Here is a 13,825-nt window from a genome sequence, read left to right on the forward strand (position 1 = left end):
CTATATAAAGTTAATAGTACGGGGGAATATTGTGAAATGATAAAGGATTCTAGCGTTCAAGTTGAGGGGCAAGAAAAAGTTTACTTAGATCAATGGGTAGCTCATTATCGAACGTATGCAGCTAAGGGACGAAGCGCCAGTTATATTCCAGCTCTGGGGGAAATAAATGTATCGCAGTTAGGTATTTGTATAGTAAAGCCAGATGAAACAATGATAAAGGCAGGAGATTGGGAGGTACCTTTCACATTACAAAGTATATCAAAAGTAATTGGTTTTATAGCTGCTTGTTTAAGTCGCGGTATTTCTTATGTATTAGAACGAGTTGATGTAGAACCAACTGGAGATGCCTTCAATTCGATTATTCGTTTAGAGATACATAAACCAGGAAAACCTTTTAATCCTATGATCAATGCTGGAGCGATTACGATAGCTTCACTTTTGCCAGGGACATCGGTGCAAGAAAAATTAGAATCTATATACGTATTAATTGAGAAAATGATAGAGAAGCGTCCTGCTATTAATGAAATAGTATTTCAATCTGAATGGGAAACGGCTCATCGTAATAGAGCTTTAGCATACTATTTAAAGGAAAATGGTTTTCTAGAATCAGATGTGGAGGAGACACTAGAGGTTTACCTAAAACAATGTTCGATTGAAATAAATACAGAAGATATTGCCTTAATCGGGCTTATACTAGCACATGATGGATATCACCCTATTCGCAAAGAACAAGTACTCCCTAAAGAAGTAGCTAGGTTAACAAAAGCTTTAATGCTTACTTGTGGAATGTACAACGCTTCTGGAAAATTTGCTGCTTTCATTGGATTACCAGCTAAAAGTGGAGTATCCGGCGGAATTATGACACTTGTTCCCTCAAAGTCTAAGAAGAATGTACCGTTCCTAGATGGATGTGGTATTGGTATTTACGGACCAGCCATTGATGAATATGGGAATAGTTTACCAGGAATTATGTTGTTAGAACATATTGCAAAAGAATGGGATTTAAGTATATTTTAAAAAGGAGCACAGATATTTTGGTGTTAGAGCGAGTCCAAAAGTGTTCAGACCTTATATTGTGTCTGAACATTTTTGAGTTATAAAGTATCTTTCTAAAGTAGAAGAGTGTAATGAATACTCACAATCTATAATGCTTTCGTTTATATCTTATTTATCAGTTTTTGAAAAAAATAGAGTAAGTATTGTATTAATGCAAATAGGTTTGTATACTGACTGTTAGGCGAAAGTGAGAAGTGATTATTTTGAATCTTAGTAATTTAGTAAAAAAAGACATCTATATTCTCGTTTTAATGATACTTACAGTACCCTTAGTAGGTGAAATAAAGTCATTTCCTTTAAATGAAACATTTAGAATGAGCTTTGGTGCACCAACATTTTTCTTTTTTTTGTTATTGTTTCGACGAATTCCAGCATTTTTACCGGGTTTTTTAACAGCGATAGTCGTGGTAGTATTTCGTATCTCAATGGATGTCATTATAAAGGGAAATATGGATTGGCTAGCCGCTTTTCATACTCACTATCCTAGTTTTTTCTTTTATTTTACTTATTCGTATCTCTTTCATTTAGCAAAAATTAAACGTTTTTATCATCAACCACTAATGATTGGTTTGATTGGTTGCATGATTGAAATACTGTCAGACTGTGTGGAATTAATGATTCAATATTTCGTATTAAAAACATCGATCACATCCGAGGCAATAAATGAGATCATTGTTATCGCATGTTCCCATAGTTTTATAGTTCTAAGCTTTTTCAATATGATGAAATTGTATGAAGCGCAATCAAGGGAGAAACACATAAAGAAACAAAATGAACACATGCTCATGCTCATCTCTAATTTATATGAAGATGCTGTTCATTTAAAAAAAACATTACAAGATGCTGAGAATATAACAAAAAAATCCTATGATTTATATAAAACTTTAGACTCTTTTGAGCACAAACAGATGGATTTTCAGTTTGGGGATTTAAGGCAACAGGCATTACAAATTGCTGGTGAGGTCCATGACGTTAAAAAGGATAACCAACGTATTTTTGCGGGACTTTCAAAATTAATTTCTGATGAAAGTTTTACAGATTATATGTCTGTACATGAACTAGTAAATATCATTATACGGGCAAATGCGAAATATGCACGGTTGCTAGAGAAAGACATCCAATTTGTGTATAAAATTGATGGTGTGCATCCTCATTATCATATTTACACAATCTTATCTATTATAAATAATATCGTTACAAACGCTGTAGAGGCTATCAAAGGTATGGGAACCATCACAATTGACATTAATAAAGACCATCATTTTGTTGAATTCCAAATAGGCGATAATGGTCCCGGTATTTCTTCAAAATATAAAGATTCAATTTTTGAGCCTGGGTTTACTTCTAAATATGATGATTTAGGCAATCCATCGACAGGTATCGGATTATCGTATGTTAAAGAAATGGTCGAACAACTTGAAGGTGATGTTACGCTTGAGGACAGAACCGAAGGAAAAGGATCAATTTTTATAATTAGATTAGGGATTGATCATATAATTTCGAAAGGGTGATTCTATGTATTTTTATATAGTAGATGATGAAAAAGCGGTTCGCTCAATGTTGGCTCAAATTATCGAGGATGAAGATCTTGGGGAGGTTATAGGAGAAGCTGAGGATGGTTTATCTTTAGAGCAACAAATGCTAATCCTTAAAAATATAGACATTTTATTTATCGATTTGTTAATGCCAATTCAAGATGGAATAAAAACTATTCGTCAAATAAAACCTTCGTTTAAAGGGAAAATCATCATGGTCTCTCAAGTAGAATCAAAAGAATTAATTGCTGAAGCTTATTCGCTTGGCGTTGAATACTATATTATTAAGCCGATTAACCGGATTGAAGTATTAACAGTTGTTCGGAAAGTCATTGAACGAATTCGTTTGGAAAAATCGATAAAAAACATTCAAGAATCGCTTAATACAGTACTAAAATTGGATAGTAATTCAAGTGTGCAAGAAAAATACCGTAATGAAAAACATTTAAATACTTTTAATCATTTTCAAAATTCCATTCATTTTCTTTTGTCTGAATTAGGAATAGCCAGTGAAAGTGGAAGTAAAGATTTAATGGATATGCTAGATTATTTATATAAATATGAACAAGATAACACGTTGGAACAAGGTTTTCCCTCACTAAAAGAGATTTTTATGAATTTAGCTCAAAAAAAACTTGGGGATTCAGCTGAAGATACCGAATTAAAAAGATTCATAGAGGCTTCCAAACAACGGATTCGGAGAGCAATTTATCAATCATTAGACCATTTAGCATCCCTTGGACTTACTGATTTTTTAAACCCGAAGTTCGAAAATTATGCTTCTAGATTTTTTGATTTTACTACCGTAAGGAGAAAGATGACAGAATTGAATAATGAACCAACATTACCTGCTCGTATTGATACGAAAAAATTTATTCAAGTTCTTTATTTTGAAGCAAAACGAATACACTTGGAATTAAGATGATAAACTCTTGCTCATTATTACGTTCAATTAATAGATTGATAGTTGTTTTAAAGTTATTTGTTTTATATAGTTTTTCTAAGAGAGTATTTTCCTTTATTTCATATTGGTTTTAAAATCAGAAAATTCCGTATCGATTCGATAGAAATGTACTAACTTAGAACAAAAGAATATGTATTTTTTACATATTAATATTCATTAAAAAAATGAGTATTTCCAAAATAAAATATAAATACATAGTAAGTTGAATTTAAAAAAAGATGCTATCTTCTAGCATCTTTTTTTCTTTCATGAGGAAATTTTGAAAATGAATTTTTAAAAAGGAAAGAAAAAGCTATTGAAAAAGAAGTAAAGCACTTAGTACGTCATGTTACAAAAAAATACAAAAAGAATATTAAGTCGATATTGCGGGTTTTGGAAACCAATTAAGAATTAAGCACCCGAGAACATGGGAGAAAGTCAAAAAAGATTGGGATCGAACATTTAGTAAAGTACCGATTAAATATCATATAAATGTAACTATACAAGATTATGGAGCATCAAGTTTAAAACGGTGAGACGTCTCAATTGACCTTATATTTACACAAAAACAAAAAGTTACGAAAATTTTAATTTGAAAATTTTTGTAACTTTTTGTTTTTTTATGTCCTTCTTATTATAGATTAAAGAAATGATTTTATTAAAAGTTCATTCTTTATCCTATACACTTCTTTTGCACTATAAAGTAAATAACAACCGTTACTAATGGTGTTTTATTTAACGTTAGGAAAAAAAGAGGAATCGTTATATATCCTTTACAAGTTTGAATAGGAGGGAGTTTGAAGTGCAAGCGAAAGCAGTGCAAATAGAAGGGGATTTTGAAAATAAGTAATTATTAGAGGTATATGTAAGCTCTATATAGGAAGGAGAATTTTTAAATTCTATTGATAAACCCAGTAATTGTAATAGCCCTTATTTAGAATAATAATTTCAAAATCAATAAAATTTAGAGTAGAAGGAGCAAGAGCAAATTATTATGAATAAACAAATAGGATTCATCGGATGTGGAAACATGGGTATTGCTATGATAGGTGGGATGATTAAAAAAAATATAGTTTCTCCAGATCAAATAATTTGTTCAGATTTAAACGTCCTTAATTTAAAAAATGCTAGTAATGAATATGGCATAACTATAACTACTAACAACAATGAAGTCGCTAACAGTGCTGACATTTTAATTTTATCAATCAAACCAGATTTATACTCATCGGTAATTAACCAAATAAAAGATCAAATAAAAAATGATGTAATCGTTGTAACTATTGCTGCAGGAAAAAGTATTAAGAGCACTGAGAATGAATTTGGTAGAAAGTTAAAAGTTGTTAGAGTAATGCCTAATACACCGGCACTTGTTGGAGAAGGAATGTCTGCGTTATGTTTTAATGAAATGGTTACAGAAAAAGATATAAAAGAGGTACTGAACATATTTAATATTTTCGGCCAGACGGAGGTCGTAAATGAAAAACTAATGGATGTTGTTACATCTATTAGTGGTTCTTCTCCAGCATATGTGTATATGTTTATAGAAGCCATGGCAGATGCTGCTGTACTTGGCGGTATGCCGAGAAAACAAGCTTATAAATTTGCGGCTCAGGCTGCATTAGGTTCTGCAAAAATGGTATTGGAAACAGGAATACATCCAGGTGAATTGAAGGATATGGTTTGTTCTCCAGGTGGAACGACAATAGAAGCCGTAGCAACACTAGAAGAAAAAGGTTTAAGAACAGCTATCATTTCAGCTATGAAACGTTGTACGCAAAAATCTATGGAAATGTCTAGTTTAACTAGTAAGTGAGAAGCGAATTTATATAATATTTCAAATCTATTTAATGTAAAAGAAATATTATGAGGCTAGTTAATAACTAAGTAAATTTATATACAACACTAACGAGACGAACAAACCTTATTTTAAAGGGGATACAGAAAATATGAGTAATTTACTAAAAAAGAAATCCGTTACACAATTGTTAGAGCATAATCAAAGCAAGACTTTAACGAAAACATTAGGAGCATTTGATTTAATTATGTTAGGAGTAGGCTCGATAGTTGGAACGGGTGTTCTTGTGTTAACTGGATTAGTAGCAGCAAGAGATGCTGGTCCAGCAGTTATTTTTTCATTTGTATTTGCAGCAATTATATGCGGATTTATAGCATTATGTTACGCAGAAATTGCTTCCACACTCCCGGCATCTGGTAGTGTATATACGTACTCATATGCAACAATTGGTGAGTTTGTTGCTCATCTAGTAGGTTGGTCATTGCTGTTAATATATATTGTGGCAACAGCGGCTGTCGCTGCTGGATGGACAGGCTATTTCCACAATTTAATAAAAGGGTTTGGATTAGAGATACCTAAAGCTCTAGTAACGATTCCTTCGCATGGTGGTATTGTGAATCTACCAGCAGTAATCATTACATTGATATTAGCATGGATGTTATCCCGTGGTACGAAGGAAAGTAAACGAATCAATAATATAATGGTATTGATTAAAATTGGAATGATTCTGTTGTTTATTACGGTTGGTATATTCTATGTAAAACCAATGAACTGGATACCAATTGCACCATACGGTTTAAGTGGAGTTTTTACGGGTGGAGCAGCTATTTTATTCGCTTTTACGGGTTTTGATATATTAGCAACTTCAGCAGAAGAAGTAAAAGATCCGAAACGTAATCTTCCGATCGGTATTATTGCATCATTAATCATATGTACAATTATTTATATTATGGTATGCCTTGTTATGACAGGAATGGTTTCCTATAAAGAATTAAATGTTCCTGAGGCAATGGCTTATGTAATGGAAGTGGTAGGACAAGGAAAAGTCGCTGGTGCAATTGCTGCAGGTGCTGTAATTGGCCTTATGGCTGTTATTTTTTCCAATATGTATGCAGCAACACGAGTATTCTTTGCAATGAGTCGTGATGGATTGTTACCGAAATCATTTGCGAAAGTTAATAAGAAAACTGGAGCACCCACTTTTATAACTGGATTAGCAGGAATAGGGAGCTCTATAATAGCTGGGTTTATTGATTTGAAAGAATTAGTTAATTTGGTTAATATTGGTAGTTTGGTGACGTTTGCGTTAGTTTGTCTATCAGTTATTATCCTTCGTAAATCACACCCAAATTTAAAACGTGGATTTATGGTACCTTTTGTACCTGTATTACCATGCGTTGCAATTGTATGCTGTGTATTTTTAATGCTAAATTTACCGTTAAGCACATGGGTGTACTTTAGTATTTGGATTACTATTGGGGGAGTAATATATTTCCTTTATTCGATAAAACACAGTAATTTAAATGAGGAAACGATCTCGAAATTACATGATAAAATTGCGAGATAAGAACGATAGAAAATTTTATTAATAATCATATTGATAGTTGAATAACATAGAAACAGTTTTTTGACATTTAGCAAGAGATAAAATGAAAAAACCTAGGACAGCAGAGTACCTTTTTTAGAAAACTTGCCTGTTTTTCATGATTTAAAGCTAATAAGGAGAGGAAAGTATGAGTGAATTGCATTTTATGAGTCTAGAAAAACTGGATCATGAATTAGAAAAAGATGACAGTGGTATTTATTTCATTAAAGATTATAATGACAATATTATTTATATAGGCAAGGCTTTTAGTATAAAAAGTAGAGTATTAGCTCATTTTAATAGTTATTCCAATATTAAGGAATATGTGCATTTATTTAATAAAGTAGCGTATCTCATTGAAGATAGTTTGTTAAAACGCTCATTGTTACAAGTTACTTATATGATTAAATATAAACCAGTATTAAACAAAGAAGTCCAAAAAGAATTCCCAGAGTTATATACTCAATACATTAAGCAAACAAATAAAAAATCCATGTTGTTAGAAATGGATGAAGCAAAAGAAAAAAGGGATGAGTTAAAGAATAGATTAGTAAAATTAGTGGGTGGAAAAACTATGTTTTATGACATAATTTCTCTGTTAAACAATGGATATAACTATCATGTCCTCGCAAAAGTATTGAGTATAGAACTTCAAACTTTAATTCTAATGAAAGAACACCGAAATAAATTCCCGATACCACATAATTATAAGAGAACAATAAAGCATCAAGATATAATGTATGCTTTATCTGGAAAAAAGAATTTAAGTACGTCAAGGTTAAACACTTAACTTTAAATTAGTAAATTCGCTGCTTTTAGCAATTCAACTAGAATGTGCCCCCCCCCCCGAAATTTAGAAAGATCGGTTTATTAGGTAGCCTTTAGGGAATGAGCCTAGTACAATACTGGGTTCATTCCCTTTGATTTTCCCTTGATTCTTTCATGATTATAGTACTCTATATACTTTGCTAATTCTTGTTTGAAATCTGTTATACTTCCAAATTCTTTCGATACAGAAATAGACATACAAAAACGCCATCCTTTCTTATAAATCTACAGAAAGAATAACGTATTTTTTACAAATGAGTTCCTTTATTGAAAAGCTTTAGTTCTATATGACTGATAAAAGGGCAAGTAACGCTAAAATAGCGGTAAGTCCTTGTTTTTAGAAGAATATTTTGCATATACAAAATATTAAAATGTAATTTATAAATATGAAGTTAATAAAATAAATTCGGATTAATAATATTCCTAAAGCTAATCCTATATATACCGTTTACAAATTAATTGTCTAAGTATTTTTTAGTTTAAAAGTGCAGTGTATTCGTTTTTTATTGAATCAACTTTTACATGTTGGTTCAATATTTTCTATTCTCTTGGAACTTAGTTCTCGTTTACTTCTCACAAAAGCAATAAAATCTATTATCTCTTCTGTTGACAGTGCTTCTCCATCTATGAAAAGTGTTGGATCTGGATCGTTTAGGAGTCTTGTAATATCAATTACATCTTTGTTTTGATGTGAATGTTCAATTCGACCTAATATATAATCTACAGATGTATCAAATAAATCGGCTATTTTAGATAAAGATTGTAAGGAAGGTAATCTATAACCATTTTCATACCCGGCATAGGTGCTTTTCGCAATCCCAAGTCGATCTGCTGTCTCTTGTAAGGACCACTTTTGATTTTTTCTTAATTCAGATAAACGTTCCAGCATTCGTCTCATACCCCATCTAATTTTATTAAATTAATTATAACATAGAAAAAGAATCAAGAATAGAAAAAAAAGTACGCGCATTGAATACAAAATCTTGATTAATTCAAATTAAGTTCTATAATGATAAATATAAATACGCATTACGCGAACGATATATTGTTGTTTATTTTATGGAGGGGTTGTGTATGAAGAAAATTTTATTACTTGCAACTGGTGGGACAATTGCATCTGTGGAGGGGAATGAGGGGCTTGTTCCAGGATTATCCGCTGAGGAATTATTGAATTATTTTTCGAAGTCTTCTCGAAACTTAGAAATAGATTGCAAAATCTTAATGAATATTGATAGTACCAATATGCAACCTGAGCACTGGAAAGAAATAGCTAATGCTGTTTTTAATCACTATGATGACTATGACGGGTTTGTGATTACACATGGAACGGATACGTTAGCTTATACATCTTCTGCGTTATCTTATATGCTGCAAGGTTTAAGAAAACCAGTTGTTTTAACAGGTTCACAAGTACCTATTAGTTTTAAAAAGACAGACGCAAAGAAAAATGTAGCTGATGCTCTTAGGTTTGCCTGTGAGAATGTTGGCGGTGTGTTTATTGTTTTTGATAGTAGGGTGATTATTGGGACGAGAGCAGTTAAAATGCGAACAAAAAGTTATGATGCATTTGAAAGTGTGAATTCTCCATATGTTGCTGAGGTAAATGAAGATGAAGTGAAATATCATTGGAAGCCAACTTCCTCACATAATGAACTTTCAATAAATACTAATTTATGTACGGATGTTTTTCTTATGAAATTGTATCCAGGTACAAAGTCAGAGATATTTGATTGTTTAAAAGATTTGTATAAAGGGATTATTATTGAAAGTTTTGGAAACGGTGGATTACCTTTTGAAGGAAGGAACTTGCTTTCGAAAATTCAAGAGTTGACTGAAATGGGGATTGCTGTAGTGATTACTACTCAATGCCTGGAAGAAGGAGAAGACATACTTCTCTATGAAGTAGGACGGAAAGTGGCACAACATCAAGTAATATTGTCTGGAGATATGAATACGGAAGCCATCATAGCAAAATTGATGTGGACGCTTGGAAAAACTAATAAATTAGAAGAGATTAAAAAAATTATTGAAGAGCCTTTAGCCTACGATTTAACAATAAAATCTGATAAGGATTGGTAACGACTTCATATGATTTATTTAGGTTTTACATTTAATATGGGGGAGAAATTAAAATGGCAATGACAAACAAGAACGTGCGAGTAGAGAATGATTTTTTGGGAGGAAAGGAATTACCTATTGAGGCATATTACGGAATTCAAACTTTACGCGCTGTTGAAAATTTCCCGATTACAGGGTATAAAATCCATGAAAGTTTAATTAAAGCGTTCGCAGTTGTAAAAAAAGCTGCAGCGCTTGCCAATACAGATGTAGGAAGATTGGAATTGAACAAGGGCGGCGCGATGGCAGAAGCTGCTCAAGAAATTCTCGATGGAAAATGGCATGATCATTTTATCGTAGATCCAATCCAAGGCGGAGCAGGTACTTCAATGAACATGAATGCAAATGAAGTCATTGCCAATCGTGCTCTTGAATTATTAGGAATGGAAAAGGGAGACTATCATTATATTAGTCCAAATAGTCATGTAAACATGGCGCAATCAACAAACGATGCATTCCCAACGGCGATTCATATCGCAACATTAAACGCATTAGAAGGTTTATTACAAACGATGGGCTATATGCACGATGTATTTGAATTAAAAGCAGAACAGTTCGATCATGTTATTAAAATGGGTCGCACACATTTACAAGACGCTGTTCCAATTCGTCTTGGACAAGAATTTAAAGCGTACTCTCGCGTACTTGAACGTGATATGAAACGAATTCAGCAGTCACGTCAACACTTATATGAAGTGAACATGGGAGCAACTGCAGTTGGTACAGGCTTAAATGCAGACCCAGAATATATTGAAGCAGTTGTAAAACATTTAGCTGCAATTAGTGAATTACCACTAGTTGGTGCAGAAGACTTAGTAGATGCAACGCAAAATACGGATGCATACACAGAAGTATCAGCAGCACTGAAAGTATGTATGATGAATATGTCTAAAATTGCGAATGACCTTCGCTTAATGGCATCAGGTCCACGTGTTGGTTTAGCAGAAATTATGTTACCGGCTCGTCAACCAGGTTCATCTATTATGCCAGGGAAAGTAAACCCTGTTATGCCAGAAGTAATTAATCAAATTGCGTTCCAAGTAATTGGTAACGACCATACAATTTGTCTTGCTTCAGAAGCAGGACAATTAGAATTAAATGTAATGGAACCAGTACTTGTTTTCAACTTACTTCAATCGATTAGCATTATGAATAACGGTTTCCGTGCCTTTACAGATAATTGCTTAAAAGGAATTGAAGCGAATGAAGATCGCTTAAAAGAGTATGTTGAGAAAAGTGTAGGAATTATTACAGCCGTGAACCCTCATATCGGTTATGAAGCAGCAGCTCGCGTTGCGAAAGAAGCAATCGCGACAGAGCAATCCGTTCGAGAACTTTGTGTGAAAAATGGTGTATTGTCACAAGAGGACTTAGAATTAATTCTAGATCCATTCGAAATGACACACCCAGGGATTGCAGGAGCAACTCTTTTAAAGAAAAATTAAAAGAAGAGGGGGGACAAGTCCCTTCTCTTTGTTTACAATATAGGGATGTTATACGTGAATAGAGGTAGGGAGATTATAAGTAAGTATACAGTGGCGTTTAATGGTTCATAGAAACAAAATTAAGAGGAGCAGCAATATAATCAATATCACTTTTAAATAAAGAGGATTTATTAAAACATCCTATCATGTTAACAACAAGTTTACATGAATCTTTATAAATAACTATGGCCAACCATGAATAAATAGTTGGCCATAATAATCTTAAAGATCCATATCTTTTAATCCGGGACTATGCTCATTTGGTATTTCAGGAAGCTCTGGTACAGGAAAACCTTTTGGCGGTTCAGTTACTGTTAATGTTCCTTTGTTTCTACTTGGTGATTCACCTTGGAATATTTCTCCCATTCTTGTTGGATCTAAGCTGAAATTAAATTGTGCGTTATGGAATCCCATGTCTACATACTTTCTGCACTCTGGGTATTTATTAATATCATAGTTCGGCACAGGGAAGAGTTTGCCCCATTCAACCCCAAGTGTCTCTAAAGCTTTTGCAAAAGCATTTTGATGTGCATTATCACGTACAATTAAAAATGCAAGAGTTTCTCTAAAGGTTTGATTAGAACTCATTTCATAAATTCTAGTTTTTTGAAGTACACCTGTAGATTCAAGTACGACATTATCTAGTAAATCGCTAATTAAGTTTCCATGACTATATACCCAAGATCCATTCCATGGGTTGCCAGCTGCATCAACAGGTAATGAACTTTGTGCCCCTACAATAAAGTGATGAGGATTTGCATGTTTAACCGCTTCGTCAAGTGGTGCTGTGTCAATACCGGCATTTCCAGGTGTAGGTTCACCAGATCCAGTTAATAGTTGATTAATTGTATGTTGTACAAGTTCTACATGGCTTATTTCCTCTAAAAAAACACCTCGAAGTAAATCACGATATTGCTTCTCTTTACCTCTAAAATTTGAGCTTTGGAAAAAGTATTGCATCATTGTACGCATTTCACCATAATGCCCACCTAATATTTCTTGTAAAACTTTTGCAGCAGCTGGATCTGGTTTGTCCGGCTTAATCATATTAATTATTTCCTCTTTATAATAAAACATGAAGTACACCTCTTTTTAAGTTAGTTAACATTGTTATCGTGTCCGCTAATTGGTTAGTTAATACTGAAATTCATTTTTTTACCAATTAATTACTGTCTCGAAATACAAAGTTTTTGAAAATAACTATTTTCGATGTGAGATGAAAATGGGGGAGATACTTAGTGTTTTAATAAAAAAGATAAGATTACGAAATGTAATCTTATCTTTTCATTAAGAATAATGAATTATATTTTCAAGGCTTTAAAATGACTTTTATACAATCATCTTCACGATTATTAAAAATTTGATAACCATAGCTTGCGTCTTCAAGGGGGATTTTGTGTGTAATAATCTCTTTTGGATCGAATTCTTTGTTTGTTATTTTCTTAAATAATTCCGGCATAAAATGAATGACAGGTGCTTGTCCCATTTTAAGATTAATATTTCTAACCCAAAATGCACCGAGTGGAAAGGCATTATAGTTGCCACCATAAACACCAGTCATTTGAACTGTTCCATATTTTCTTACAGCTTTCGTAGCGATTTGAATAGGACCGAGGGTACCGCCTTGTAATTTTAATTTTTGTTCCAGAAATTCTAGTGGAGATTTTTTCCCATCCATGCCCACGCAATCAATAACTACATCCGCACCGCCATGCGTAATTTCCTTTAAATGTTCTCCCATATCAGGAAATTTTGTAAACTCAAATACCTCAACGTTGTTAATCTTTTTTGCATAATGTATTCGATAATCTAAGTAATCGACTGCGATTACACGTTTAGCACCTTGCATCCAAGCAAATTTTTGTGTCATTAATCCAACAGGTCCACAACCAAGGACAATAACAGTATCACCGCGCTTAACACCTGCATTTATTACACTCCAATAGGCTGTTGGCAAAACATCAGATAAAAAGAGTAGGGATTCATCTTCAAGTTCGCATGATTCTGGTATAACAAATGGAGTGAAATTTCCAAAAGGAACTTTTAAATATTCAGCTTGTCCGCCCGGATGGTTACCAAATTTCTCTGTATAACCAAAGTATCCACCAGAATCATAATGAGGGTTCGAGTTATCACATTGACTTTCCATTTCGTGTTGGCAATAGAAACAATGTCCACAAGCAACGTTAAAGGGGATCACAACACGATCGCCTTTTTTCACTTTAGTGACATCTGGCCCTACTTCTTCAACAATACCCATTGGTTCATGGCCAATAATATATCCTTGTGGTAAAGGCATGTTGCCTTGATATAAATGTAAATCAGAACCGCAAATAGCGGTTGAAGTAATTTTTACAATAATATCATCTTTTTTCTCTAACTTTGCATCAGCCACCTGTTTAACTTGTACTTTGTTTGGTCCTTGATAGGTTACGGCTTTCATCTCATATCTCCTTAGGAATCATTTTTCATAATCTATAC

The 13,825-nt window shown here is 33.1% G+C and carries 11 protein-coding genes and 2 pseudogenes; 9 read left to right on the plus strand and 4 right to left on the minus strand.

The genetic code is table 11. The annotated features are described in order from the left end of the window. Nucleotides 1–36 precede the first annotated feature (36 nt). The 7 genes and pseudogenes from glsA (at nucleotide 37) to MR147_RS04585 (ending at nucleotide 7,704) form a co-directional block, all read left to right on the plus strand. A complete protein-coding gene (glsA, locus tag MR147_RS04555) occupies nucleotides 37–1,017 on the plus strand; it encodes a glutaminase GlsA (RefSeq protein ID WP_078438592.1) in 981 nt (326 codons plus the stop codon). Nucleotides 1,018–1,250: 233 nt separating this feature from the next. After that, on the plus strand, nucleotides 1,251–2,567 hold the full coding sequence (locus MR147_RS04560) for a sensor histidine kinase (protein ID WP_000584796.1): 1,317 nt from the start codon (nucleotides 1,251–1,253) through the stop codon (nucleotides 2,565–2,567). A 4-nt stretch (nucleotides 2,568–2,571) separates the two neighbouring features. Then, on the plus strand, nucleotides 2,572–3,516 hold the full coding sequence (locus tag MR147_RS04565) for a response regulator (RefSeq protein ID WP_000274078.1): 945 nt from the start codon (nucleotides 2,572–2,574) through the stop codon (nucleotides 3,514–3,516). A 294-nt stretch (nucleotides 3,517–3,810) separates the two neighbouring features. After that, nucleotides 3,811–4,070 (plus strand): annotated as a pseudogene (locus MR147_RS04570) (Ger(x)C family spore germination C-terminal domain-containing protein); the annotation flags it as partial. Nucleotides 4,071–4,528: 458 nt separating this feature from the next. Next, nucleotides 4,529–5,347, plus strand: a complete 819-nt coding sequence (proC, locus tag MR147_RS04575) for a pyrroline-5-carboxylate reductase (RefSeq protein ID WP_074607307.1) — start codon at nucleotides 4,529–4,531, stop codon at nucleotides 5,345–5,347. Nucleotides 5,348–5,480: 133 nt separating this feature from the next. Then, the gene (locus tag MR147_RS04580) at nucleotides 5,481–6,896 is read left to right on the plus strand and encodes an amino acid permease (protein ID WP_074607308.1); all 1,416 of its coding nucleotides are present in this window, start codon (nucleotides 5,481–5,483) and stop codon (nucleotides 6,894–6,896) included. Nucleotides 6,897–7,062: 166 nt separating this feature from the next. Further along, on the plus strand, nucleotides 7,063–7,704 hold the full coding sequence (locus MR147_RS04585) for a nucleotide excision repair endonuclease (RefSeq protein WP_074607309.1): 642 nt from the start codon (nucleotides 7,063–7,065) through the stop codon (nucleotides 7,702–7,704). 104 nt (nucleotides 7,705–7,808) lie between these two features. Here MR147_RS04585 and MR147_RS04590 read toward each other — a convergent pair. Continuing rightward, nucleotides 7,809–7,922: pseudogene (locus MR147_RS04590) on the minus strand (IS3 family transposase); the annotation flags it as partial. A gap of 331 nt (nucleotides 7,923–8,253) precedes the next feature. Continuing rightward, nucleotides 8,254–8,631, minus strand: a complete 378-nt coding sequence (gene ansR / locus MR147_RS04595) for an HTH-type transcriptional regulator AnsR (protein ID WP_000893554.1) — start codon at nucleotides 8,629–8,631, stop codon at nucleotides 8,254–8,256. A 185-nt stretch (nucleotides 8,632–8,816) separates the two neighbouring features. On the opposite strand from ansR, the gene ansA reads away from it, so the two are divergent. Continuing rightward, nucleotides 8,817–9,821, plus strand: a complete 1,005-nt coding sequence (gene ansA / locus MR147_RS04600) for an asparaginase (RefSeq protein ID WP_242303693.1) — start codon at nucleotides 8,817–8,819, stop codon at nucleotides 9,819–9,821. A gap of 53 nt (nucleotides 9,822–9,874) precedes the next feature. Next, nucleotides 9,875–11,305, plus strand: a complete 1,431-nt coding sequence (aspA, locus tag MR147_RS04605; RefSeq protein WP_242303694.1) for an aspartate ammonia-lyase — start codon at nucleotides 9,875–9,877, stop codon at nucleotides 11,303–11,305. 261 nt (nucleotides 11,306–11,566) lie between these two features. On the opposite strand, the gene MR147_RS04610 is transcribed toward aspA, so the two are convergent. Further along, nucleotides 11,567–12,421, minus strand: a complete 855-nt coding sequence (locus MR147_RS04610) for a manganese catalase family protein (protein ID WP_071727990.1) — start codon at nucleotides 12,419–12,421, stop codon at nucleotides 11,567–11,569. Between the two features lie 232 nt (nucleotides 12,422–12,653). Then, complete coding sequence (locus MR147_RS04615) at nucleotides 12,654–13,787, minus strand: zinc-dependent alcohol dehydrogenase (protein ID WP_071727989.1); 1,134 nt, start codon at nucleotides 13,785–13,787, stop codon at nucleotides 12,654–12,656. Nucleotides 13,788–13,825: the final 38 nt, after the last annotated feature.

The organism is Bacillus cereus group sp. BfR-BA-01350, assembly GCF_022663775.1.
In the GTDB taxonomy this organism is placed as follows: Bacteria; Bacillota; Bacilli; order Bacillales; family Bacillaceae_G; genus Bacillus_A; species Bacillus_A paranthracis.

Coding starts and splice junctions, on each gene's coding strand:
- glsA (WP_078438592.1), top strand. CDS start 37: ATGATAAAGGATTCTAGCGTTCAAGTTGAGGGGCAAGAAAAAGTTTAC.
- MR147_RS04610 (WP_071727990.1), bottom strand. CDS start 12,421: ATGTTTTATTATAAAGAGGAAATAATTAATATGATTAAGCCGGACAAA.
- ansR (WP_000893554.1), bottom strand. CDS start 8,631: ATGCTGGAACGTTTATCTGAATTAAGAAAAAATCAAAAGTGGTCCTTA.
- MR147_RS04565 (WP_000274078.1), top strand. CDS start 2,572: ATGTATTTTTATATAGTAGATGATGAAAAAGCGGTTCGCTCAATGTTG.
- ansA (WP_242303693.1), top strand. CDS start 8,817: ATGAAGAAAATTTTATTACTTGCAACTGGTGGGACAATTGCATCTGTG.
- aspA (WP_242303694.1), top strand. CDS start 9,875: ATGGCAATGACAAACAAGAACGTGCGAGTAGAGAATGATTTTTTGGGA.
- MR147_RS04585 (WP_074607309.1), top strand. CDS start 7,063: ATGAGTGAATTGCATTTTATGAGTCTAGAAAAACTGGATCATGAATTA.
- proC (WP_074607307.1), top strand. CDS start 4,529: ATGAATAAACAAATAGGATTCATCGGATGTGGAAACATGGGTATTGCT.
- MR147_RS04580 (WP_074607308.1), top strand. CDS start 5,481: ATGAGTAATTTACTAAAAAAGAAATCCGTTACACAATTGTTAGAGCAT.
- MR147_RS04615 (WP_071727989.1), bottom strand. CDS start 13,787: ATGAAAGCCGTAACCTATCAAGGACCAAACAAAGTACAAGTTAAACAG.